General features: G+C 71.2%; 21 protein-coding genes. 11 read left to right on the top strand and 10 right to left on the bottom strand.

Annotated elements, in window-relative coordinates; all coding sequences use genetic code 11:
- Positions 1–50: 50 nt before the first annotated feature.
- The 3 genes from ACWDN5_RS37640 to ACWDN5_RS37630 form a co-directional block, all read right to left on the bottom strand.
- On the bottom strand, positions 51–1082 hold the full coding sequence (locus tag ACWDN5_RS37640) for a sigma-70 family RNA polymerase sigma factor (protein ID WP_449679630.1): 1032 nt from the start codon (positions 1080–1082) through the stop codon (positions 51–53).
- A 288-nt stretch (positions 1083–1370) separates the two neighbouring features.
- Positions 1371–1796 (bottom strand): D-aminoacyl-tRNA deacylase, encoded by a 426-nt coding sequence (dtd, locus tag ACWDN5_RS37635; protein ID WP_310974855.1) that lies wholly within the window; start codon positions 1794–1796, stop codon positions 1371–1373.
- Positions 1793–3295, bottom strand: a complete 1503-nt coding sequence (locus ACWDN5_RS37630) for a DUF7782 domain-containing protein (protein WP_449679629.1) — start codon at positions 3293–3295, stop codon at positions 1793–1795. Before ACWDN5_RS37630 ends, dtd begins: the two co-directional genes overlap by 4 nt.
- 28 nt (positions 3296–3323) lie before the next feature.
- Here ACWDN5_RS37630 and ACWDN5_RS37625 point away from each other — a divergent pair, with 28 nt between their 5' ends.
- From ACWDN5_RS37625 to ACWDN5_RS37615, 3 genes are all read left to right on the top strand, one after another.
- A complete protein-coding gene (locus ACWDN5_RS37625) occupies positions 3324–4589 on the top strand; it encodes an amidohydrolase (protein ID WP_449679628.1) in 1266 nt (421 codons plus the stop codon).
- 37 nt (positions 4590–4626) lie between these two features.
- Positions 4627–4941, top strand: coding sequence for a DUF3099 domain-containing protein (locus ACWDN5_RS37620; protein WP_310974858.1), 315 nt, complete (start codon positions 4627–4629; stop codon positions 4939–4941).
- 145 nt (positions 4942–5086) lie between these two features.
- On the top strand, positions 5087–6334 hold the full coding sequence (locus ACWDN5_RS37615; protein ID WP_449679627.1) for a hypothetical protein: 1248 nt from the start codon (positions 5087–5089) through the stop codon (positions 6332–6334).
- 64 nt (positions 6335–6398) lie between these two features.
- On the opposite strand, the gene ACWDN5_RS37610 is transcribed toward ACWDN5_RS37615, so the two are convergent.
- The 4 genes from ACWDN5_RS37610 to ACWDN5_RS37595 are packed head-to-tail and all read right to left on the bottom strand — an operon-like array spanning position 6399 to position 9585.
- Complete coding sequence (locus ACWDN5_RS37610; protein WP_310974860.1) at positions 6399–7271, bottom strand: carbohydrate kinase family protein; 873 nt, start codon at positions 7269–7271, stop codon at positions 6399–6401.
- The gene (locus ACWDN5_RS37605) at positions 7268–8173 is read right to left on the bottom strand and encodes a pseudouridine-5'-phosphate glycosidase (RefSeq protein ID WP_449679626.1); all 906 of its coding nucleotides are present in this window, start codon (positions 8171–8173) and stop codon (positions 7268–7270) included. The genes ACWDN5_RS37610 and ACWDN5_RS37605 overlap by 4 nt, the downstream gene beginning before the upstream one ends.
- Before the next feature lie 9 nt (positions 8174–8182).
- The gene (locus ACWDN5_RS37600; RefSeq protein WP_449679625.1) at positions 8183–8800 is read right to left on the bottom strand and encodes an HD domain-containing protein; all 618 of its coding nucleotides are present in this window, start codon (positions 8798–8800) and stop codon (positions 8183–8185) included.
- On the bottom strand, positions 8800–9585 hold the full coding sequence (locus ACWDN5_RS37595; RefSeq protein WP_310974863.1) for a sporulation protein: 786 nt from the start codon (positions 9583–9585) through the stop codon (positions 8800–8802). The genes ACWDN5_RS37600 and ACWDN5_RS37595 overlap by 1 nt, the downstream gene beginning before the upstream one ends.
- Before the next feature lie 58 nt (positions 9586–9643).
- Between ACWDN5_RS37595 and ACWDN5_RS37590 the strand changes: the two genes are divergently transcribed.
- Positions 9644–9886, top strand: a complete 243-nt coding sequence (locus ACWDN5_RS37590; RefSeq protein WP_176176076.1) for a DUF3039 domain-containing protein — start codon at positions 9644–9646, stop codon at positions 9884–9886.
- Between the two features lie 166 nt (positions 9887–10052).
- Positions 10053–10889, top strand: coding sequence for a hypothetical protein (locus ACWDN5_RS37585; RefSeq protein WP_449679624.1), 837 nt, complete (start codon positions 10053–10055; stop codon positions 10887–10889).
- Between the two features lie 137 nt (positions 10890–11026).
- Here the strand turns inward: ACWDN5_RS37585 and ACWDN5_RS37580 are convergent, their stop codons facing one another.
- Together ACWDN5_RS37580 and ACWDN5_RS37575 are read right to left on the bottom strand one after the other, a co-directional pair.
- Entirely contained in the window at positions 11027–14167 is a 3141-nt protein-coding gene (locus ACWDN5_RS37580) for an efflux RND transporter permease subunit (RefSeq protein WP_449679623.1), read from the bottom strand.
- An 88-nt stretch (positions 14168–14255) separates the two neighbouring features.
- Positions 14256–15407 carry a YihY/virulence factor BrkB family protein gene (locus tag ACWDN5_RS37575; protein WP_449679622.1) on the bottom strand — a complete coding sequence of 384 codons (1152 nt, stop codon included), beginning with the start codon at positions 15405–15407 and terminating at the stop codon, positions 14256–14258.
- A 213-nt stretch (positions 15408–15620) separates the two neighbouring features.
- Here ACWDN5_RS37575 and ACWDN5_RS37570 point away from each other — a divergent pair, with 213 nt between their 5' ends.
- The 5 genes from ACWDN5_RS37570 (at position 15621) to ACWDN5_RS37550 (ending at position 22580) form a co-directional block, all read left to right on the top strand.
- Complete coding sequence (locus ACWDN5_RS37570) at positions 15621–17357, top strand: DEAD/DEAH box helicase (RefSeq protein WP_449679621.1); 1737 nt, start codon at positions 15621–15623, stop codon at positions 17355–17357.
- Between the two features lie 542 nt (positions 17358–17899).
- Entirely contained in the window at positions 17900–19039 is a 1140-nt protein-coding gene (locus tag ACWDN5_RS37565) for a sugar ABC transporter substrate-binding protein (protein WP_449679620.1), read from the top strand.
- A 90-nt stretch (positions 19040–19129) separates the two neighbouring features.
- Positions 19130–19903: an ATP-binding cassette domain-containing protein gene (locus ACWDN5_RS37560; RefSeq protein WP_004561026.1), complete on the top strand. Its 774-nt coding sequence runs from the start codon at positions 19130–19132 to the stop codon at positions 19901–19903.
- 20 nt (positions 19904–19923) lie between these two features.
- On the top strand, positions 19924–21387 hold the full coding sequence (locus ACWDN5_RS37555; RefSeq protein WP_449679619.1) for a sugar ABC transporter permease: 1464 nt from the start codon (positions 19924–19926) through the stop codon (positions 21385–21387).
- Positions 21388–21398: 11 nt separating this feature from the next.
- Positions 21399–22580: an ROK family protein gene (locus ACWDN5_RS37550; RefSeq protein WP_449679618.1), complete on the top strand. Its 1182-nt coding sequence runs from the start codon at positions 21399–21401 to the stop codon at positions 22578–22580.
- A gap of 149 nt (positions 22581–22729) precedes the next feature.
- Here ACWDN5_RS37550 and ACWDN5_RS37545 read toward each other — a convergent pair whose 3' ends face one another.
- Positions 22730–22909: a DUF7455 domain-containing protein gene (locus ACWDN5_RS37545; RefSeq protein WP_004561029.1), complete on the bottom strand. Its 180-nt coding sequence runs from the start codon at positions 22907–22909 to the stop codon at positions 22730–22732.
- 342 nt (positions 22910–23251) lie between these two features.
- On the opposite strand from ACWDN5_RS37545, the gene ACWDN5_RS37540 reads away from it, so the two are divergent.
- Positions 23252–24055, top strand: a complete 804-nt coding sequence (locus tag ACWDN5_RS37540) for an EamA family transporter (protein WP_449679617.1) — start codon at positions 23252–23254, stop codon at positions 24053–24055.
- Positions 24056–24247 lie beyond the last annotated feature (192 nt).

Raw genomic sequence — 24247 nt, 5'->3', positions numbered from 1 at the left:
AAATCGCGGGGGGGGGGGGCCCCCCGGCCCCCCGCCCCTCGTGGGAACGATCAGCTGGCGTAAGCGCGGAGCCGGTCCGCGCGCTCGCCCTGGCGGAGCTTCGACATGACCTCGCGCTCGATCTGGCGGACGCGCTCGCGGGACAGCCCGAAGTGCTTGCCGATCTGGTCGAGCGTGCGCGGCTGGCCGTCGTCGAGGCCGTAGCGCAGGCGGATCACGTGCTGCTCGCGGTCGTCCAGCGTGGCCAGGACCCGGCGCAGGTCGTCCTGCAGCAGGCCCGAGATCACGGCGCTCTCGGCGTCCGTCGCCTCGGAGTCCTCGATGAAGTCGCCCAGGGGGGCGTCCTCCTCGGTGCCGACCGGCATGTCCAGGCTTACCGGGTCACGCGAGTGGTCGAGCAGGTCCGAGATCTTGTGCGCCGGGATGCCCGACTCGGCCGACAGCTCCTCGTGCGTGGCGTCGCGGCCGAGCTGCTGGTGCAGGTCACGCTTGATGCGGGCCAGCTTGTTGACCTGTTCCACCAGGTGGACCGGCAGGCGGATCGTGCGGCCCTGGTCGGCCATGCCCCGGGTGATGGCCTGCCGGATCCACCAGGTGGCGTACGTCGAGAACTTGAACCCCTTGGAGTAGTCGAACTTCTCCACCGCGCGGATGAGACCCAGGTTCCCCTCCTGGATCAGGTCGAGCAGCGGCATCCCCCGGCCGGTGTAGCGCTTGGCGAGCGAGACCACCAGGCGGAGGTTCGCCTCCAACAGGTGGTTCTTGGCCACGTGGCCGTCACGGACCAGCGCGGCCAGCTCGGTGCGGCGCTTGGCCGTGAGCTCCTCGGCCGTGTCCAGCATGTGCTGGGCGAACACGCCGGCTTCGATGCGCTTCGCCAGCTCGACCTCGTCGGCCGCGGACAGCAGGGCCGTCTTGCCGATGCCGTTGAGGTAGACGCGGACGAGGTCGGCGGCGGGGCTCTGGGCGTCGAGGTCGGCGTCGGTGAGCGCCCCCACGCCCATCGCCGGCTCCTCGGTCGTCTGAGCCGGGATGCGCTCGCGAATCCCGCGCGACTCGCGTTCGAGAGTCTGGACTGACATTCTGCCTCCCCGGTCACGGGCTGAACGTGCTGCTGCGGTCGTCCACCGGGTGCGTACCCGCGGACCGGGGCCTGTGGAACCCGGTACGCCGGTCCGGCCGGCTTGGCTGGACATCTGGCACAACGCTCCGGGTTCCCAAAACGTTCCCGGCTCGTCATAGAAGAAGACGGCTGCCGGAGCGATCCGGTTGCTCAATCAAGGCTGAGCTTTTGCTGAGAACGTTCCGTGACCGGTAAACCTGAGAATTCCATATGAATCCGGCCGGAAACCGAACCGGATCGCAGTGGTCTAGACCTCTACGACAACCGTGAACGGACCGTCGTTCACGCTCGACACCGCCATCATCGCCCCGAACCGCCCGGTCGCCACGGTGGCGCCGCGGCCGCGCAGCTCGGCCACGACGGCGTCCACCAACGGCTCGGCGACCTCCGGTCGGGCCGCCTGCGTCCACGACGGCCGCCGCCCTTTCTTCGTGTCGCCGTAGAGCGTGAACTGGCTCACCACGAGCAGCGGGGCATTCGCCGTGGCGCATGATTCCTCGTCGCGCAACAGCCGCAGTTCGTGCAGTTTGCGCGCCATCGTGGCGGCCTTCGCCGGATCGTCGTCGACGTGAATTCCCAGCAGCACAAGCAAACCCGGTTCGCCGATCGCGCCGACGACTTCGCCGTCCACCGTCACGTCCGCCCGCGTGACGCGGGCCGCGACCGCCCTCACCGGCCCGCCGGGACGAGCATCCCGTGCCGGACGAGCTCCCGGACGACGGGCAGCGCGGCGGCCGCGAGTTCCTCCGACGACAGGCCTTGCGCCGCCGCGAGGAGCTCGATCAGGTCCTCCAGCGGCAGCGCGCCGCGGCAGCCCGCCAGCAGCCGCGTGGCGAGTTCGTCCACCTCGTGCTGCCAGCCCGGCCCGTCGGTGCGGTGCAGCCGCCGGACGGTCGTCGCCCAGCCCTCGTCGCCGGGTTCCTCGACGCTTTCGAGCAAAACCGTGTCCGGCACCACAAACCGGACATCCAGCAAGGAATCACCCGACTCGCGCAGCCATTCCACGCGGTCCAGCCACCCGGCCGCTTCCGGGCCCAGCGGGTCGTCGTAGGCCTGCCGCAGGTCTTCGCAGACCACGGTCGGTGTCCGCCCCGACGCCCGCCGCAGCGTGACGAACCCGAAGCCGATGCCCCGGACGTCGTTGGCGGCGAACCAATCGAGCCACGCCGCCGCCTTCGCCCGGCCCTCGGGCGACCGCGGGTCCAGACCCGCGTCCCGCAGCCACGTGCCGACGTAGAGCGCCGGATCGGCGACGTCGCGCTGCACGAACCAGGCGTCGGTCTCGGCGGGCAGCCAGCGGCTCACCCGATCGGCCCAGTCCTCCTTGCCGGTGTGCAACCAGGACGCCAGCAGGTGGCCGGTGCCGCCGTCGTTCAGGAACCCGGGCAGCTGCCGCACGACCAGCGCGCTCGCGTCGTCGCCGGCCAGCCCGGAGTCGCGGTAGGTGTAGTCCACCCGCGCCGGGCCGACCACGAACGGCGGATTGCAGACGACCTGGTCGAACTTCCGCCGCGCGACCGGCGCGAACCACTCGCCGCGGACGAGCTCGACGTCCAGCTCGTTCAGCCGGAAGGTCGCCGCGGCCAGGGCGAGGGCCCGCGCGGAGACGTCGGTGGCGGTGACGCGCTCGGCGTGCCGGGTCGCGTGCAGCGCCTGGACGCCGTTGCCGGTGCCCAGGTCGAGCAGGGTGCCCACCGGGCGGCGGCTCGTCGCGCGGATCAGCGACAGCGACGCGTGGCCGACGCCGAGCACGTGGTCCTCGGGCACGGTGTGGCCGAGCAGGTCGGCGTCGAGGTCCGACACGACCCACCACGAACCCTCTTCGTCGCCGTGCGGCCGAATGTCCAGCGCGGCCCGGTAGCCGTCCGCGACCGGCGCCAGCACCCCGGCGGAGACGGCGTCTTCGGGTGAAAGCGGCGCGAAGGCGGCCTTGACCGCGGTCTCCGGCTCGGTGCCGCCCAGCAGGAACAGCCGGATCAGCGTCCCGAGGTCACCGGCGTCGCGGCTCGCGCGCTCGGCCGGCACCGGCTCGCCGCGGCCCAGCGCCGCGTGCGCGGCCCCGCCGAGGGCGTCGACCACGCCGTCGGCGTCGTAGGAGGTGCGCCGGAAGGCCTCGCGCAGCCGCGCGCAGACGTCGTCGGACAGGTCGGGCAACTCGCTTCGCGTGCTCACGGTGGGTAATGCTGCCACGATGGCCCCCGTGACCCCTGAACGCGTCCTCGCCCCGCTCGACGCGGCGCTGCCCGAGCTCGAAGCGCTGTACATCGACTTTCACCGGCACCCGGAGCTGTCCTTCGCCGAGACCCGGACGGCGGCCGAGCTGGCCCGGCGGCTGGAGCGCGACGGCTACGAGGTGCACACCGGCATCGCCGGCACCGGGGTGCTGGGCGTGCTGCGCAACGGCGAGGGGCCGGTGGTGCAGCTGCGGGCCGACATCGACGCGCTGCCGGTCGAGGAGAAGACCGGGCTGTCCTACGCCAGCACCGCCCGCGCCACCGACGAACACGGCACCGACGTCCCGGTCATGCACGCCTGCGGCCACGACATGCACGCCACCTGGCTCTCCGGCGCCGCCGCGCTGCTCGCGAAGGGCCGTGACACCTGGTCCGGCACGCTGCTGGTGGTGTTCCAGCCGGGGGAGGAGGGCGCGGGCGGCGCGTCGGCGATGGTCCGCGACGGCCTCTTCGACATCGCCGGCCGGCCCGACGTCGTGTTCGGGCAGCACCTGGTGCCCGGCCCGGCCGGCTGGGTGCTCACCCGGCCCGGCGTGATCATGGCCGCCACCGACACGCTGCGCGTCACCCTGCACGGCCGCGGCGGGCACGGCTCGCGCCCGGAAACCACCGTCGACCCGGCCGTGCTGGCCGCGTCCGTGGTGCTCAAGCTGCAGACGATCGTCTCCCGCGAGATCGCCGCCACCGACTCGGCCGTGGTGACCGTCGGCTCGCTGCACGTGGGCACCGCGAGCAACGTGATCGCCGACGACGCCGTCCTGGAGGTCAACGTCCGGTCGTTCGACCAGGCCGTGCGCGAGCGGGTGCTGGCCGCGGTCGAGCGGATCGTGCACGGCGAGGCCGCCACGGCCGGCGCGCCGAAGCCGCCGGAGATCGAGCGGTCGGGCGCCTACCCGGTCACGGAGAACGACGAGGCCGCCAACGAGGCCCTCACCGAGGTCTTCCGCGGCCACTTCGGCGCCGACGTCGTGCTGCCGGCGCCGCTGATCACCGGCAGCGAGGACTTCAGCGAGTTCGGCCGGGCGGCCGGCGTCCCGTCGGTGTTCTGGCTGGTCGGCGGCTTCGACCCGCAGACGGTGATCACGGCGATGACCGAGGGCCGGTTCGAGCGCGACATCCCGTCCAACCACTCGCCGCGGTTCGCCCCGGTGCTGCACCCGACCCTGCGCACCGGCATCGAAACCCTCGTCCTCGCCGCCCTCAGCAAGATGCGTCACCCCGGTGTCGCATGAACCGCGCAAGTGGGACGATGGAGGCGGAGGTGGTGCAGTGACCACGCCCGCCAAGGACTCGGACCCGGTGCTGATCACCGGGGCGGCCCCGTCGTACGAAGAGCAGTTCGCCGCCCGCAAGCGCAAGTACGTGATCATGATGGCCTGCCGGATCCCGTGCCTGATCCTCGCCGGGCTGACCTACCACACCTGGTGGCTCGCGCTGGGGTTCCTGGCGATCTCGGTGCCGCTGCCGTGGGTGGCGGTCCTGATCGCCAACGACCGCCCGCCCCGCAAGTCCGAGAAGGTCAACACCTACCAGCGCGAAGCGAAGGCGATCGAAAGCACCAGTCACCGGGTGATCGACGGCTAGGGATGGCGCGCCGGGGTTCGGCACGGGCGGCCTGACGGGCAGTGATCCGTGCCCGTGCGGAACTGCCGGAAGGCCCGCCGTCACGGGTAGTGTCCGGTCGTACACAGGCGGCAAGTCCGCCTCCCGGTCGGAAAGCCGGTGCGCCGTGGAAGAACACGCCGAACCCCAGCCCGAACGCGTGGCCAAGCGTCCCGTCCGTGCTCCTGGTCAAGCGCCCGGCCACCCGCTCCTGGGCTGGCAACGGCTCGCCGGGAACCAGGCCGTGGTGGCGATGCTCGGGCGGACCGGGCCGGCGGTGCCCGTGCAGCGGCTGATGGTGCGGATGCCCAACCCCTTCGGCGAAGGCGTGCACAACATGGTGGGGGACGCCGAGGTCGACGAGATCGAGGAGTCGCTGACCGCCAAGGGGGCCGCCGGGGCGGGTGGGAAGCACCAGTGGGACGGCTCCTGGGTCTTCCCGCCGGCACCCACCACCGAAGCCTCGGTCTTCTACGGCCACGGCAACCGGGCGAAGCTGGGCGGACTCACTCCGGCCGACTTCGTCTCCGAGGCCTCCGACGACCGGCGGCAGGTGCAGAAGGACACCGCGTTCAAGTTCGTGGCCTGCGGTGGCGGGAGGAGCCAGGCCGGCGCCGGCGCGGCCTACGGCGCCGAAGTGGCCGACCGCCTCCGCGCCGCCCAGCCCCGCGTGCCGGGCGAAGTCTGGAGCGGGGCCCTGAAAGCAGCCGAGGGACTCGTCTACTATACGAACGCCTACAAGACCGTCCTGCCGGAAATCCCCGACGCCATCGACAGGTTGCTGATGAGCCGGACCGCCGCCGCCGAGTCGAAGGTGCGGCGGACCGTGACCGCGCTGGTCAAGGACAAGCTCATCGCGGTCGCGGCGGCCCAGCGGGCCACGGATCTGATCGAGCTCCGGGATCTGGTGGCCGCCTTCTACTCGAGCGAGCCCTCGCTGGCGGGCCGGGCGGCGAACGTGCGCGCGATCGCCGTCCCGGCCGCCGGGCTGTCCGGCTCGTGGCTGAACCGGAACCTGAACGGGGCCATGGACACCATGTTCGGCGGCAACGTCGGCTGGCTCGACCTGCAGATGGCCTTCGTGCAGCCGTTCTCCCCGGGGAACTGCCTCGCCGAGGTGTGGCGGGCGTTCGACAGCGTGGAGAACGACATGAAGGTGGCGGCCAAGGAGATCTGGGTGGAGTTCCGGGACGAACTCCAGCGCCAGGCCGCCGTCCCGCCGCGGACCGACGGCCCGGCGGCCCGCATCGGCACGTTCGACCCCTCGGCCGCGGCGAGCCCGGACGAGCGATTCGAAAAGTGGCAGAACTTCGGCGACGTGCTGTGGTCGCAGTGGAAGCGGAACCGGGCGCAGGGCGGCGGGACGGACACCTGACACCGGGCGCCGCCCCTTCTCGGCACGCCGTGATCGCCTGGACCGCGGCGATGCCGGACACGTCCTACCCGGGCTGCGGGCCGACCTTCCCGACGGCCAGCGCGCCCAGCCGCGTGCCGTGCCGCAGGACGTCCACAGTGGACTCCCCGGCCAGCCAGCCGGTGAGCACGCCCGCGTCGAAGGCGTCGCCCGCGCCGGTCGAGTCGAGGCACTCCGCCTCGACCGCCGGCACGCTCGTGACGCCCTCGGCGTCGACCCAGCTGGCGCCGTCGAGCCCGGCGGTGACCACCACCGCGCCGACCGCGCCGAGCAGCTCCTTCGCCGACACCGGGTCGGCCGAACCGGTCAGCGCGACCAGCTCCTCGGTGTTCGGCAGCAGCAGGTCGACCCCGCGGACGTCGGCCAGGAACGCGGCCGGGTCGGTGATGTGCGCGGCGGCCTGGGGGTCGACCGACGTGGTCAGCCCGGCCTCCTTCGCCGCCGCCAGCGCCGCGAGCCCGGCCGCGCGCGACGGCGGGTCGAGCAGCACGTACCCGGACAGGTGCAGGTGGCGCGCCCCTTCGAGGGCCTCGGGCGTGACGTCTTCGGGCGCGAAGCGCTGGTTCGCGCCGCGGTCGGCCAGCATGCTCCGCTGCCCGGACCCGTCGACCATGACCACGACGCAGCAGGTGGGCGCCTCGGGGTCGACGGAGAACGCGCACCGCACGCCCGCCGCCTCCAGCTCGGCCCGGATGAGCCGGCCGCCCGGGTCGTCGCCGATCCGCGCGAGCAGCGTCGTCTCCGCGCCGAGGTGCCGCAGCCACAGCGCCGTGTTGGCGCCCGAGCCGCCGCCGGTGAACCGGATCTTCGCGCGCGCGTCGCCCCCGTGCGGCAACGGCTTGTCGTGCCGGGCGATCACGTCCAGGGCCGCGTCGCCGACCACCACGATCCCGCTCATGCCAGCGCCACCGCGACCTCGGTGGCCAGCTTGGCGTTGTTCAGCACCAGCGCCTCGTTCGCGTCGATGCTCACGCCGCCGCTCGCGGTGTGGAAGTGCTCCAGCAGCACCGGCGTGACGTCGGCGCCGTGCACGCCCTGCTCCTCGACGAGCGCGAGGCCCTCGGCGAGCAGCCGGTCGTGCAGCTCCTTGTCCATTTCGGACGCTTCGGGGATCGGATTCGCCAGCAGCACACCGGAATCCGCGTACGCGCGGTGCGCGTCGATCACGGCGGCGGCCTGCTTCGGGTCGTCGACCCGCCAGCCGACCGGGTGCCCGGACGAGCGCAGGTAGAACGCCGGGAAGTCGTCGGTGCGGTAGCCCAGCACCGGCACCGAGTTCGTCTCCAGCACTTCCAGGGTGGCCGGGATGTCCAGCACCGACTTCACGCCGGAGCAGACGACCACGGTCGGCACCTTCGCCAGCACGCCGAGGTCCGCCGAGACGTCCCACGACTGCGCGGCACCGACGTGCACGCCGCCGAGCCCGCCGGTGGCGAACATCCCGATCCCGGCCGCGGCGGCCAGCGCCGACGTGCTCGCCACGGTCGTCGCGCCCGAGCGGCCGAGGCCGACAGCCGGGCCGAGGTCGCGCAGCGAGAGCTTGTCCAGGCCGGCGTCCGGCGCGCAGACGCGCTCGAGCTCGGCGGGGGACAGGCCGACGACGACCCGCCCGTCGAGCACCGCGATGGTGGCCGGGACGGCGCCGCCGTCGCGGACCACGCCTTCGAGGCGGCGGGCGACGTCGAGGTTGCGGCCGGCGGGGAGGCCGTGGGACAGGATGGTGCTCTCCAGCGCGACGACGGGGTGCCCGTCACGCAGCGCCGAGGCGACCTCTTCGTGCAGCGAGAGTGCGGTAGTCACGAGGGACCATCATCGGTGATCGGTCCGCTCGCCGCGCCAGTGGGTCAGCTCGGCGGTCAGGTTCTTCGCGGCGGCGCTCGCCCAGCGTGCCCGCGCGGTTTCGCTGCGGTAGAGCTCGCGCCCGAGCAGGCGCTCCAGGACGGCGATGCGGCCTTCGCGCCAGACGTCGTCGGGGTACTTTGCGTACTCTTCGCGCACTCCGCGGGCGTACGCCGCGTACTGGTCTTCGGGCGCGCCGAGGACGGCGAGGTCGGCGTCGAGGAGGGCGGTGGCCAGGAGGTCGTCCGGCGGCGCGTCGTGCCCGATCGTGGCGAGGATCAGGCCTTCGACGCGCTCGACGTGCGCTTCGGCGACTCCCGCCAGGGCTTCGCGCGCCCAGGCGGCGCTCGCGCGTTCGTCTTCGCCGGGCTTCGCGTCGTACACGACGTCGTGCGTCCAGGCCGCGACGGCGACGATGGCGCGTTCGGTGTCGCCGAGGCCTTCGGCCAGCCACGCGGAGTCACGCGCGACGGTGGCCGCGTGCGTGAGCGTGTGGTAGCGGCGGTGCGGCTCGGCGTAGCGCGCTTCGAGTCTCTGCCAGGCGTCGGACGTGCCGCCGAGCGTGGCGACCGCTTCGGACCAGCGCATCAGTCGAAGATCCCGCGTGGCCGGGCGAGGAGGTCGAGCCAGTCCTCGAGCTGCTTCTCCCAGTTGACGTCCGGCTTCATGGTGAACATCCCGAGGAAGTCCTGGCCGCGGCCGCCGAACCCGCCGGTCTTGCTCACCCGGACCCGCTTGGTGACCTCGAGCACGACGTCGGTGCGCTCGGCCGAGGTCAGGAAGGTGACCGCGACCTGGGAGAAGATGGTCGCGAAGCGCGGCGAGGGCGTGAAGCGGATCTCCTGGAAGAACGGCAGCTGCTGGCGGGCGCCGTCGACCCGGCCCGGCTCGAGGACGGCTTCGCGGAAGGTGAAGCCGAGCCGGCTCAGCGCGTCGAGGATCCGCTTCTGCGCCGGGAGCGGCTCGACGGCGACGGCGTCGGCGTCGAAGGGGTCGCTGACCGCGGCGGCGAGGTCGAGCTCGGCCCGGACCCCGACCGCCATGCCGGTCAGCGGCTTGGCGTAGACGCTGGTCACCGGCGTTTCCCAGGGCAGTGGCACCTCGAACGGCACGCGGACCTGCTGGCCGGCCCGGATGACCTCGCTGCCGACCAGCTGCTGGGTGCCGAAGGGGAGGTCGTCGGTCTTGCCGCCGGGGGTCTGGACGCGGGCCAGCAGCGTCACCGCGAGCCCCTTGATCTCCTGGTCGACTTCGCCGCCGAGCAGCAGGACTTCCCCGTGGAGCGGGCGGCCGGGGGCGGCGGTGCGGTCGAGCAGGCGGGCGTCGATCTTCGCCCCGCCCGAGCCGAACGTCGCGAGCACCTTCTGGAACATGCCGGGGATCCTGCCAGGCCGGAGACCCTTCGCGCGGGGACTCGGGCACAATGGCCGGGTGAGCACCGAGACGCTGACGAAGCCGGAAACCACGCCCGAGGGCACGGACACCACCGACGACGACTCGCCGAAGATGTTCCACTACGTGAAGAAGAACAAGATCGCCGAGAGCGCGGTCATGGGCACTCACGTGGTGGCGCTGTGCGGCGAGGTCTTCCCGGTGACGAAGTCGCCGAAGCCCGGGTCGCCGGTCTGCCCGGCCTGCAAGGAGATCTACGACAGTCTCCGTCCGGGGAACTGATCCCGGCGCGAGGTCCCCGGCGGGGTGCACCCGCCGGGGTCTTCTGCTGTCCGGAATGAGACAAATCGTCGAACAAACGTGAAAAACCTTCATTCGGCGGGTGTGCCGGGTGCGGGCGGCCTGGTAAATCCGGTGGGCCAGGTCCCCTCACCCACCGGAGTCGCACATGCGCAGAACCGGGATCGTGCTCACCCTCGCCGCCTTGCTCGCCGTGGTCTCGCCGGCGCTGGCCCAGGCCGTCACGGGCTGGACGGAGGTCGGCTCCGACAACGCCCGGGCCCTCGACGAGAGCCAGGGCCTCGCGACGATCGTGCGTCCGTCGGGGACGACGATCCGCTACACCGGGATCGGCACCATCCCGGCCGACCTGAACGCCCAGGGCTGGAACCACGTCGGCGACCCGGGCTCGGCCCAGGGCTGGTACGTCGAGCCCTACCAGCGTGACGACCGCGGCGCGAAGCTGTTCCGCGTCCAGGCCCCGGACGGCTCCTGGGCCGACTACAAGCACAACCTCGAGTCGTGGGAGGCGAACAACAACTCCTTCGCCGCGGTGTCACCCGACGCGCGCTGGCTGGTGGCGGGGGAGTGGGGCACGATGACCCGGCTCCTGGTGCACCCGATGCCGGGGGTGGCGGCCACGAACCCGGCGCAGAACCTGCCGATGGCCGGCACGATCCGCCTGGACCACGCGGTCCGCGACGTCCAGGGCTGCGACTTCCAGACCGCGACCCGCCTGCTCTGCGCGTCCGACGACCCGGACGGCAGCCTCTTCGGCACCACGAAGCCGCTCCTCCAGGTCGACCTGGCTTCGGCGCCGAACGGCTCGGACGTCACCGCCCACGTCACCTCGCTCGGCCAGCTCCCGCTCCGCAGCGGCTGCTCGGGCTCGTTCGAGGTCGAAGGCATCGACTTCGACGAGCGCGACAACACGCTCCGTGTGGTGGTCATGGCCCCCAGCATCTGCATCCTCTGGGACAGCAAGACCTACCGCTTCCGCCAGTAACGGAAGAGTCAACTCGCGTGATTGAGGAGTCGACACGCGTGATTGAAGCGACGACACGCCGGGCCCGTGTTGGGCCCAGCGTGTCGTCCGTCCAATCACGCGTGTTGACCCTCAAATCACGCGTGTCGGCGTTCTGATCACGCGAGTTCCGGGTTGAGGGACTCCGAGTCCGGGGCCTGGGCCGGGGTTCGGCGGGCTTCGCGGCGGGCGCGACGGCGTTCCTTGCGGGTCTCGACCATCGTGTAGAGGGTCGGGACCAGGACCAGGGTCAGCAGGGTGGAGCTGACCAGGCCGCCGATCACCACGATCGCCAGGGGCTGGCCGATGAACCCGCCCTGGCCGGTGATGCCCAGCGCCATCGGGACCAGCGCGAAGATGGTCGCCGCCGCGGTCATCAGGATCGGGCGCAGCCGGCGCCGGCCGCCTTCGGTGACCGCGTCCGCGACGCTCATCCCCTCCGCCCGGTACTGGTTGATCAGGTCGATCAGCACGATCGCGTTGGTGACGACGATGCCGACCAGCATCAGCATCCCGATCAGGGCCGGCAGGCCGAGCGCGGTGCCGGTGGCCAGCAGCAGCCCGATCGCGCCGGTCGCCGCGAACGGGATCGACACGAGCAGGATCAGCGGCTGGATCAGGCTCCGGAACGTCGCCACCATGATCAGGAACACGATCGCGATGGCCGCCAGCAGGGCCAGGAACAGGTTCGAGAACGCCTCCTGCTGGTCCTGGCTGACGCCGCCGAGCGAGTACGCCGCCCCGCCGGTGAAGGTCAGACCATCCAATTTGGACTTGATGTCCGCCGTCGTCTTCGTCAAGTCGTCACCGGTGTTCTTCGCGGTCACCGTGGTGCTCAGGTCGCCGCCGGTGCGGTGCACCGACGCCGGGCCGTCCACAGTGGACACGCGAGCCACCTCGTCCAGCCGGACGACGCCGCCCGGGCCCGGGATCGGCAGGCCGCGAACCTGGTCGACCGTGACCGGAGCCGTGCCGGCGCGCAGGACGATGTCCGTGCGCTGCCCGCCGACCGGCAGCTGCGTCACCGTGCGCCCGGCGATCGCCTGGTTGGCGATCTGCCCGATGCTGCTCGCCGACAGCCCGCGCGCGGCGGCCGCGGCGTCGTCCACCTCGACCTGCACCCGCGGCGAGCCGACGCTCAGGTCGCTCGACACCTCGCTCAGCCCGGACACCCCGCGCAGCGCCTGCACCACCTGGTCGGACGCCGGCTTCAGCGCGGCCTCCGACGGCGCGGTCACCGTCACCGAGACCTGGTCGGAGTTGAACCCGGACGCGTCCGCACCGATCTTGATCTCGCCCAGCTCGGGCCGGGACGTCAGCTTCGACCGCAGCCGGTCCGACAGCGCGTCGAGGTCGGTGTCCTTGGCCACGGTGACCGAGATGCTCGTGTTGGTCCCGCCGCCGAAGCCGAACGCCCCGCCGCCGCCGATGCTGACCTGGTAGGTCTGCACCGCGGGCTCGGCCGCGAGGGCCTGCTCGACGGCCGTGGCCGCCTTCTCCTTCGCCTCGACGCTGGTGCCGGCGGGCAGTTTCTGCGTCATGTTCAGCGTGGTGCCGCCGGACTGGTCGAGGAAGTTCGTGTTCAGCCGCGTCGCGAGCCCGACCGTGCCCGCGAAGATCAGCAGGGCCAGCAGAACCACGGTCAGCCGCCGCCGGGTCGCGAACCGGATCACCGGCAGGTACGCGCGCTGCAGGATGCTGCGGCGTTCCTTCTCGACGGCGGCTTCGCGAGCGCGTTCGGCCTCGAGGGCGTCCGCCGGGACCGCGGGCCGCTTCAGGAACCAGTACGCCAGCACGGGAACCACGGTCAGCGAGACGAGCAGCGACGCCAGCAGCGCCACCGTCACGGTGATCGCGAAGGGCGAGAAGAGCTCGCCGACGAACCCGCCGACGAACGCGATCGGCAGGAACACCGCGACCGTCGTCAGCGTGGACGACGTCACCGCGCCGGCCACCTCGCGGACGCCGTCGAGCACCGCGCGGTCCTTCTCCTCGCCGTAGGCCAGGTGCCGTTTGATGTTCTCCAGCACGACGATCGAGTCGTCGACCACCCGGCCGATCGCGATGGTCAGCGCGCCGAGGGTGAGCAGGTTGAGCGACAGGTCGCCGGTCCACAGCGCCAGCAGCGCGACGACCACCGACAGCGGGATCGACACCGCGGTCACCAGCGTCGAGCGCACCGACAGCAGGAACAGCAGGATCACGACGACGGCGAACGCCAGGCCCAGCAGGCCTTCGGTGGTCAGGCCGCTGATCGCGTCCTTCACCGGGGTGCCCTGGTCGAACACGACGCTCATCTCGGCGCCGGTCTTCTTCGCCAGGTCCGGCAGCTTGTCGCGGACGGCGTCGGAGATGGCGACGGCGTTCCCGTTCTCCACCATGGTGACCGACAGGCCGAGGCTGGGCTTGCCGTTGGTGCGCGTGATCGACGTCGGCGGCGCGAACCCGGCCTGGACGTCGGCGACGTCACCGAGCTTCACCGGCCCGCGCGCCGGCGTGCGGCCGGCTCCCGCGGCCGCGCTCGGCGTGAGGTAGAGGTTGCGGATCGTGTCCACAGTGGTCTGCCCGTCGCCGATCTGGACCGACAGCGTCTTGCCGTTCTCGGTCAGCGTCCCGGCCGGCACCGCGGCCCCGGCCGCCTGCAGCGTGGTCGCGATCGACGCCGGGTCGACCCCGGCCGCCGCGAGCTTCGCGTAGTCGAGCGTGATCGTCACGCGCGGCTGCTGCACGCCGGTGACGGTGACCGTGCGGACGCCGTCGATCTTCCGCAGCTCCGGTGCGACCTGGTCGGTCAGCGCGGGCGCGAGGGCCTGCGGGTCCCCGGTGGTGCCCGCGGCGACCAGCACGACCGGCAGGTCGTCGGTGCTGCCCGCGGACACGGCGGGCTCGCTGTTCTGCGGCAGCCGCGGCCGGACCTGGTTCACCACCTGCTGGATCTGCGAGACGGCGGCGTCGATGTCGGTGCCGAACTCGAACTGCGCGACGACCCGCGAGACGCCGTCCGACGACGTCGAAGTGATCTGCTCGAGGCCCTTCAGCCCCTGGAGCCCGCCTTCGAGGGGCTCGGAGACCTGCCGGTCGACCGCGTCCGGCGACGCACCCGGGTACGCGGTGACGATCTGCGCCTGCGGGAACTGCAGGGACGGGAAGAGCTGCTGCTTGAGCTGCGGCAGCGCGAAGGCGCCGAAGCCGACGACCACCAGCGCGAGCAGGCCGATCAGGCTCCGGTTGCGCAGGCTCAGCCTGGCCAGCACGGACATGACTTGGAAACCCCCTCGGGAATGACGCGGCGACCGACGCCTGCGTCAGTGACGGGGGCAGCGTCCCACGTCCGACCTGAGGAACGACTCAGCCTGGGGGTGGATTCCGGGTCGTCCCTTCGGTGGACCCGCGACCCTGAGCAGCGCTGGGTGCCGGTTCGGGTGCGCTGGGTGAGGGGGTGTCCTCTTCGGACGGCTCCGGCTCGCTGCCGTTGGCGGTGACGTCTTCGGCGCGCGGGCGCTTCAGCGGCGTGGTCGTGCGGTCCCACAGCTTGCGGCCGTCCTCCGAGCGCAGCCGCTCGGAGGCGCGTTCCATCTCCAGCCGCCGCCACTTCCGCCGCTGCCGCCGGGTCGCCTTCGCCGGCCACAGCTCCTGGATCGCGCTGTTGAAGTACGCGCCGCCGACCACGGCCAGCCCGATGAAGAACATCAGCAGCAGGAAGGCGATCGGCGCGGCCAGCGCGCCGTAGGTGTAGCCGGTCTTGGTGATCCAGTTCAGGTAGACGCGCAGGCCGACCGAGGACAGCAGGAACACGACCATGGCGAGCACGGCGCCGGGCAGCCCGCGGTGCCACGGCAGTTTCCGAGGCAGCGCGAGCTTGTACAGCGTGGTCAGCGCGAGGGTGATCATCACGCCGAGGGTCGGGAAGTACAGCGCGCTCACCCACGACGTCACGGTCGGGCGCCAGGCCAGCGGGAAGAACTCCGGCAGCAGGTCGGGGCCGATCGCCAGCAGCGGCAGCCCGACGACCAGGATCACCAGGCCGCACAGGTACAGCAGGAGCGCGAAGATCCGCTGCCAGACGTCGTTGCGGACGCCGTATTGGTCGTGCGCGACGGTGATCGCGTCGACGAACGACGACATCGCCGACGAACCGGCCCACAGCGAGATCAGGAAGCCGACCGAGACGATCTCGCCCTTGCCGACGGTGAGGATGCTGTTCACGGTCGGTTCGATGATGTCCTGGACGGCGTTCGTGCTGAAGACCGTCCGGCAGAAGCCGATGATGCGGTCGTGCACGGCGGTGACGACGCCGGCGCCGAACCACTCTCCGACGAACCCGAGCGAACCCAGCAGGCCGAGCAGGAGCGGGGGCAGCGACAGCGTCTGCCAGAAGGCCGCCTCGGCGGCCTCGGAGAAGATGTTGCCCTCCCACGCCTTGGCGAACGTGCGCGTGAGCAGGCGCCACGGCCCCTTGCGGGCCACCTTCGTCGCTCCGGACGGCTGCACCTCACCCATGACGTGTCCAGCATGGTCCATCCGTGCTGATTTGGCTCGTCACACCCCCTGCGGCCGGGCGTGTCGGGGGACATCACCCGTGCCGGTGCCCGGAACTGTCGGACCCGGCCGGTAGACTCGCTCCAGTGCCCTCACCGAAGTCTCCGACACAGCAGTCGGTACCACAGTGAGGGTTTTCGCACGTCAACGGCATGAGCGAGGGGGAGGACCGGCATGACGGAGACGCAGCTCGGGGCGCCTCCCGCGGAGAAGGACTCGACCGCGCGCCCGCTGCGGGCGTGGCAGCGGCGGGCGCTCACCAAGTACCTGACGCGGAAGCCGAAGGACTTCCTCGCGGTGGCGACGCCCGGCGCCGGCAAGACGGTGTTCGGCCTGCGGATCGCCGCGGAACTGCTGAGCGACCGCACGGTCGAGGCGATCACCATCGTCACGCCGACCGAGCACCTCAAGCACCAGTGGGCGGCTTCGGCCGCGGCCGCCGGCATCGCCATCGACTCGAACTTCCGCAACGGCACCGGCGTCACGTCGTCGGACTACAACGGGGTCGCGCTGACGTACGCGCAGGTCGCGGCACACCCGACGCTGCACCGGGTGCGCACGGAGAACCGCAAGACGCTGGTCATCCTCGACGAGATCCACCACGGCGGCGACGCGAAAAGCTGGGGTGACGCGATCCGTGAGGCCTTCACCCCGGCGGTGCGGCGCCTGTCGCTGACCGGGACGCCCTTCCGGTCCGACGACTCGGCCATCCCGTTCGTCACCTACGAGCCGGACGCCGGCGGCTTCCAGCGCAGCAAGGCCGACCACGCGTACGGCTACGCGGACGCGCTGGCCGACGGCGTCGTCCGGCCGGTCGTCTTCCTGGCGTACTCGGGCGAGGCCTCCTGGCGCACCAGCGCGGGGGAGGAGTTCACCGCGCGGCTCGGCGAGCCGCTGACGGCGGAGCAGAACGCCCGGGCGTGGCGCACGGCGCTCGACCCGGCGGGCGAGTGGATCCCGGCGGTGCTGCAGGCGGCCGACACGCGGCTGTCGCAGGTCCGCCAGAGCGTGCCGGACGCGGGCGGCCTGGTCATCGCGACGGACCAGGAGTCGGCGCGGGCGTACGCGAAGATCCTGGAGCGCATCTCGGGGGAGATGCCGACGCTGGTGCTCTCGGACGACCCGAAGGCCTCGGGCCGGATCAAGGAGTTCTCCGAGACGAACGAGCGCTGGATCGTGGCGGTCCGGATGGTCTCGGAAGGCGTCGACGTCCCGCGGCTGGCGGTGGGCGTGTACGCGACGAGCGCGTCGACACCGCTGTTCTTCGCCCAGGCGATCGGCCGGTACGTGCGAGTGCGGAAGAAGGGCGAGACGGCGAGCGTGTTCCTGCCGTCGGTGCCGGTGCTGCTGGAGCTGGCCAGCGAGCTGGAGGCCCAGCGCGACCACGTCCTCGGCAAGCCGCACCGCGAGAAGGAGGGCTGGGAGGACGAGCTCCTGGCCCAGGCCAACCGCACCGAGGACGAGCCGGGCGAGGAGGAGAAGGCGTTCACGTCGCTGGGCGCCTCGGCCGAGCTCGACCAGGTCATCTACGACGGCAACTCGTTCGGCACGGCGGTGTTCTCGGGCTCGGACGAGGAGCAGGAGTACCTGGGCCTGCCGGGCCTGCTGGAGCCGGACCAGGTCCGCGCGCTGCTGCGAAAGCGGCAGGAAGAGCAGATCGCGGACGAGAAGCGCCGCAAGCCGGCCAAGGAGGAGGCCCCGCCGCCGGCGGCCCGGCCCCAGTCGGTCAGCGAGCGGCTCGGCGCGTTGCGCAAGGAGCTGAACGCGCTGGTGGGCATGTACCACCACCGCACGAAGAAGCCGCACGGCGCGATCCACAACGAGCTGCGGCGCGTGTGCGGCGGCCCGGTGACCGCGATGGCGACCGTCGAGCAGCTCGAAGAACGGATCGTGACGCTGCGGTCCTGGTGAGGCCTCAGGCGGCGCGCTGTCGCCCGGGAGGCTGAAGTTCCGGCGATCACCGTCCGTCCCCGGGACGGCGGAATCACCGCACCGCCGGGCTTGTGACGCTGCGTATCACGCTGTCACCAGGGGGCCGCCCGTCCGTTCCCCGCGGAATGGCCGTTCGGGCACCTCTTCGCCCGAAGTTCGCAAGTCGGCGACCGATCCCGCCGCCACCCCGTGGATTCGCCACGGGTTGCGCTCGGTGCACACGACCGGCCCAACGTCACGGGTCGATGAAACCTCGATGTAACTAACCGTGAGTGCTGGCGATTACATCGTCAGCGGATCTACTCTTTCCGGGCGAGGTTCAGCCCGTGTTGCCGAACCGTGTCCAATTGGTGTCATTTAATCGATCCAGCTATCTTCCCCGCAGCCGCTCAGCGGCATATGTTGTCGCCCACAACATATGCGCGACGGTGCGCCGGGCCTCCCCGGATCGCCGCCTCGCTGGCCCGAAGCACACGCCGACGGCCACTCGTCACCAATGCTTGGATCCGGAAGGAACGAGGATGCGCAGCAGAACCCTTACCCTCCTCGCCGCGACGGTGAGCGCCGGCCTGGTGCTGACCGCCTGCGGTACCAACAGTTCGAACAGCGGGGGCACGGGGAGCAACTCCGCTTCCTCGTCCGCCCCGGCCGCCGGTGGCGGTGCCAGCGGCAAGGTCGGCGTCATCCTGCCGGAGACCGCCAGCTCGGCCCGCTGGGAAGCCTTCGACAAGCCGATGCTGCAGGCCGCTCTCTCGGCGCAGGGCTTCGAGGCCGACGTCCAGAACGCCCAGGGCGACGCCCAGAAGTTCTCCACCCTGGCCGACGGCTTCATCAGCTCCGGCGTCAAGGTCCTGATCATCGCTCCGTCCGACCCGGCCGTCGGTGCCGCGGTCGAGGCCAAGGCGAAGACCGCGGGCATCCCGGTCATCAACTACGACCGCCCGAGCCTCGGCGGCAGCGCCGAGTACTACGTCTCGTTCGACAACGAGAAGGTCGGCCAGCTCCAGGGCCAGGCCATGGCGGACGCGCTGAAGGACAAGGCGGGCGCGGGCTTCGTCCAGATCGAGGGCGCCCCGACCGACAACAACGCGACCCTGTTCACCAACGGCCAGGACTCCGTCCTCGAACCGCTGGTCGCTGCCGGCAAGCTGAAGCGGATCCAGAAGCAGCCGATCAACGACTGGGACAACCAGCTCGGCGGCACGACGTTCGAGCAGATCTTCCAGGCCAACGCCGGGAAGGTCGACGGCGTCGTCGCGGCGAACGACGGCCTGGCGGGCGCGGTCATCACCATCCTCAAGAAGAACGGCCTCAACGGCAAGATCCCGGTCACCGGCCAGGACGCCACCGCGGACGGCCTCATGGCGGTCATGCGCGGTGAGCAGTACATGACCGTCTTCAAGCCGATCAAGGAAGAGGCGGAGGCGAGCGCCAAGCTGGCCGCCGCGCTGGCCAAGGGCGACAAGGCCGCGGCCGACGCCATCGCGACCGGCAAGCTGCACGACCCGAAGAACAACCGGGACATCAAGTCCGTGCTGCTGACGCCGACGACGATCCTCGCGAAGGACATCAAGACGGTCGTGACGCAGGGCTACGTGAAGGCGAGCGAGATCTGCGGTGGCGACCTCGCTGCCAAGTGCACCTCGCTCGGCATCTCCTGAGCCCCGGTAGTACCCCATGAACAGCCGGGCCGGGACGCGCACCCCGACGGCGCGTCCCGGCCCGGTCCCCACCCAGGAGAAAGCCCATCCATGAGTGAGCCCATTCTCGAGATCAAGGGCCTGAACAAGAGCTTCGGCCCGGTCCACGTCCTCCACGACGTGGACTTCGACGTGCGTGCAGGCGAAGTGACCGCACTGGTCGGCGACAACGGTGCCGGCAAGTCGACCCTCGTCAAGTGCATCGCCGGCATCCACCCGTACGACTCGGGGGCCGTGCGGTTCAACGGGCAGGACGCCCACATCCGCGGCCCGAAGGACGCGGCCGAGCTCGGCATCGAGGTCGTCTACCAGGACCTCGCGCTCGCCGACAACCTCGACATCGTCCAGAACATGTTCCTCGGCCGCGAGCGCGGCAGTTCCTGGAAGCTCGACGAAGCCAGCATGGAGAAGGCCGCCCGCGAGACGCTGGCCTCCCTGTCGGTCCGGACCGTGAAGTCGGTCCGCACGCCGGTCTCCTCGCTGTCCGGTGGCCAGCGGCAGACCGTCGCCATCGCGAAGTCGGTGCTGTGGAACAGCAAGGTCGTCGTGCTCGACGAGCCGACCGCCGCCCTCGGTGTCGCGCAGACCCGGCAGGTGCTCGACCTGGTCCGCCGGCTGGCCGAGCAGGGCCTGGGGGTCGTGCTGATCAGCCACAACATGGCCGACGTGTTCGAGGTCGCCGACCGCATCGCCGTGCTCTACCTCGGCCGGCTCGTCGCCGAGGTGCACACGAAGGACGTCACCCACGGCCAGGTCGTGGAACTGATCACCGCCGGTCGCTCCGGTGACCTCGGCCTGGCCCGGCCCGAAGCCGTGGTCCTGTGAGCGGGAAGAAAGAACCGGAAATGACTGAAACCCCTGCCAAGCACGAGGTCGGCACCCCCGCCGAAGCGCTCGCGCAGACCCAGGCCCCCACCGGGGCGATCTCCGACTTCGGCATCGACACGACATCGATGTCAACCGGCGAAGCCGTCCGCGACTACTTCGCCCGCCTGCGGGCCGGTGAGCTCGGCGCGCTGCCGTCGCTGTTCGGCCTGCTCGTGCTGGTGATCCTGTTCAGCGCGCTGTCGGACAACTTCTTCACGCTGGCCAACATCGCCAACGTGTTCCCGCAGGGCGCGGGCGTCATCATCATCGCGATGGGCATCGTGTTCGTGCTGCTGCTCGGCGAGATCGACCTCGCCGCCGGTGTGGCCTCCGGTGTCGCCGCGTCCGTGATGGCCCTGCACTACGTCCAGAACGGGAACCTGCTGGGCAACATGGGCACCGGCGTGTTCATCACGTTCATCGGGGTGCTTGCCCTGGCCATGCTCCTGTCGGCCTACCAGCGGATCTGGGCGGGTGCCGCCCTGTCGCTGATCGGCCTGCTGCTCGTCGCGATCGGCGTCCCGGCCAACGCCTGGCTCGAGATCCTGCTGGCCATCTGCGTCGGTACTGCGATCGGCTGCATCACCGGTTTCCTCGTGTCGAAGATCGGCATGCCGTCCTTCGTCGTGACGCTGGCGCTGTTCATCGTGTGGCAGGGCGTCCTGCTGCAGTTCATCGGTGAGGGCGGCACGATCGGCATCAGCAACTCGGACGTGCTGTACAAGATCGCCAACGGCAACCTGAACATCCTGGGCAGCTGGATCTTCTTCCTCGTCGCGGCCGGCGGGTTCGCGGTGATCACGCTGACCAGCCACTTCAAGCGGCTCCAGCGCGGCCTGGTCGTCCAGCCGACGGCGCTGGTGATGGTCAAGGTCGGCGCGCTCGTCGTGCTGTCGGCGCTCGGCACCTGGCTGCTGACGATCAACCGCTCGCCGAACAAGGCGGTCGTCACGATCGAGGGCGTCCCGTACGTCATCCCGATCATGCTGGTGCTGCTGGTGGCCGGGACCTACGTGCTCAACCGGACCAAGTACGGCCGGTACGTCTACGCGGTCGGCGGCAACAAGGAAGCCGCCCGCCGCGCCGGTATCGACGTGCCGAAGATCCGGGCGAGCGTGTTCGTCATCGGCTCGGCGATCGCGGCGATCGGCGGCATCGTCGCCGCGTCGAAGGTCGGCTCGGTCAGCCCGCAGTCCGGTGGCCTCAACACGCTGCTGTTCGCGGTCGGTTCGGCCGTCATCGGCGGTACGTCGCTGTTCGGCGGCAAGGGCCGCGTGTCCGACGCCGTGGTCGGCGGGCTCGTGATCGCCGTGGTCATCAACGGCCTGGGCCTGCTCAAGCAGCCGGCCGCGGTGGTCAACATCATCACCGGTCTGGTCCTGCTCCTCGCCGCCACGGTCGACGCGCTGTCCCGGCGCCGCGCGGCTGCGTCGGCGCGCTGAACCAGCATGGGATGATAAAGCCCGTGACCAGCACACCCGTTGCTCGACCGGACGAGGTGCGCCGGCACAACCGCACGACACTGCTCCGCCTGCTGCACGTCGGCGGGCCGAGCACCCGGGCGACCCTGGCCGCCGAGCTGGGGCTCAACCGGAGCACGATCAAGACCCTCGTCGACGGGCTCGCCGAAGCCGGTGTCGTCGAGGAGAAGGTGCCGAGGCCGGGACGAGGGGCGGGCCGCCCCTCGCTCCTGGTCCTGCCCCAGCCGCACGCGGCGGTCGTGCTCGCGGTCGACCTGCAGGTCGAGCACGTCGCGATCGCCCTGGTCGGGCTGGGCGGGCAGATCCTGGGCCGCAACAGCTGGAACCTGCGCGGCCGGATGGGGCAGCCCGAAGAGGTCATCACCCACGTCATCGAGTCGACGGCCATCCTGGCCGGCGACCTCGACGTGACCCCGGTGGCGGCCGGGGTGTCGGTGCCCGGCGTGGTCCGGCGGGCGGACGGGCACGTGCACGAGGCCCCGAACCTGCGCTGGACCGACGTCGCGCTCGGCGACCGGCTCGGCGGCGTGCTGCAGATCCCGATCCTGGTCGGCAACGACGCCGAGTTCGGCGCGGTCGCCGAGCACCTGCGCGGGGCGGCCCGCGGCGCGTCCGACGTGGTGTACATCTCGGCGGACGTCGGCGTCGGCGGCGGTGTGATCGCGGAGGGCTCGGCCCTGCGCGGCGGCTCGGGGTACGTCGGCGAGATCGGGCACATGGTCATCCGGCCGGACGGGCGCCCCTGCTACTGCGGCAGCAGCGGCTGCTGGGAGACCGAGGTCGGCGAGGCGGCACTGTGCCGGGCTCTCGGGCTGCCCGAGGACACCCCGCGCGGGGCGATCCTGTTCGAGCTCCGGGAGCTGGGCCGCGCCCCGGAGACGGCGATGTCGCGGCTTGCGGAGTTCGCCGAGTGGCTGACGCTGGGGCTGATCAACGTCGTCAACCTGCTGGGGCCGCAGCTGGTGATCCTGGGTGACCTGCTGACGGTGCTGCCCGAGGCGGTGCTGCGGCACGTCGGCGCCGAGGTGCGCCGCCGCAGCCTGGTGAGCCGGGCGGTGGGCGGCACGCGGATCGTCAGCTCGGCGCTCGGGGGCGACGGGAAGCTGCTCGGGGCCGCGGAAGTGGCGTTCGAAGTCGTCCTGGATTCTGTCTGATTTTCTGTCCGGTTTCGTGTCCGAAATCACTGCTGCCGGTAGTCGAACCGTGATTTCCGCCACGCAATCTGCAAGATGCAGAAAGTCGCCGGAGATGCAGAAAGGCGGCCGGTGCCTGTGCGCACCGGCCGCCTTTCGCGTCTGGGTTGTTACCGCTGGATGTCGGCGGACAGTTCCTTGAGCTTGGCCTCGTGCTCGCGGGCGTGGTGCCCGCAGAAGAGCAGTTCGCCACCCGTGCTGAGGATGGCTCGTACCTGAGCTGCTGCTCCGCACCGGTCACAGCGGTCGGCGGCGGTCAGTTCGGGGCGGGTGAGCGTCGGCGATGTCATGGGGGTCTCCCTCCGTCCCGGCACCGGTCGCCCGGTGCCATCGATCCAGCTACGCCCACTTCGGGACTGCTGCCGGTGGCGGCGATCGCCTCCGGCTCCGCGTGTTCGTGCTTCCACTGTTCCAGACGTTTCGCGGCTCGCAAGTGTTCCCGCGCCGGTGGGACCTGAGTCACGTCGATTTACCCCGGATGCCGTAACGCCGTCCCGCATTCCAGGAGACGATTACCTCGGAGAGTTACGTTTTCCGTGGTCAGGCAGCATGGGGTGGTGAGTACCGTGACTTCCCCGCGACGGCTTTCCGCGGTCCCCGCTCCGCTCTTGTTCGTTCTCAGCGGAATTTCGATGTACGCCGGAGCGGCGGTGGCGGTCGACCTTTTCGGCCACGCATCCCCCGCAGGGGTGGCTTGGCTCCGCTGCCTGGGGGCGGCGGTGGTCCTGCTGGCCTGGCGCCGCCCGGGGCGAGCGGCCTGGCGAGGCCGCCGTCTCCTGCTGGCGATCGTGTTCGGCGTGGTGACGGCGGGCATGAACGTCCTGTTCTACGAGGCGATCGCCCGCCTGCCCCTGGGCACGGCGGTGGCGATGGAGTTCGCGGGCCCGGTGGTGGTGGCGGCGCTGGGCTCCCGAACCGTCCGCGACGTGCTGGCGCTGCTCCTGGTGGCGGCGGGGGTGGTGGCGATCGCGGACGTCCGCATCGCCGGCAGCTTCTGGGGAGTGGCGTTCGCGTTGGGGGCAGCGCTGGCCTGGGCGGGCTACATCCTGCTGGGCAAGAGGGTGGCGGTGGGCGGCGACGGCATCGACAGCCTGGCGATCGGGTTCTTCGCCGGAACGGTGGTCCTGTCCCCGCTGGCGCTGGGCACGGGCCCGGTGTGGTCTTCGCCGCGCCTGGTGCTGCTGGGAGTCGGGGTAGGGGTGCTGTCGACGGTGGTGCCGTACGCACTGGACCAGGTGGTGCTGCGGAGGGTAGGACAGGCACGGTTCGCGACGCTGCTGGCCTTGCTGCCGGTGACGGCAGGGGTGATGGGGTTCGTGTTGCTGGGGCAGGTGCCATCGCTGCCCGAGGCGCTGGGGACGGTGGCGGTCGTGGCGGGGGTGGCGTTGCGAAGCCGGGAGCCGGGCGCGGCGAAGGTGGCGGAGCCACCGGGCTGAGGGTGCCTGATTGGTTTTGTCTGGTTTGACCGATAAATCCGAACTCGCCAACCGAAACGGCAGGCTGACAACCCAACCGGCACCCCCACCCAGACCTCCCCACCACCCCGATCCGAAGCCAGCACGCGGACGGTGGTGCCGGGTCAAGGCACGCTTTCCCGCCTTGACGCGGTACCACCGGCCGTAGTGACA

The organism is Amycolatopsis sp. NPDC003731, assembly GCF_053586895.1.
This window is presented reverse-complemented; position numbering and strand designations above follow the sequence as displayed.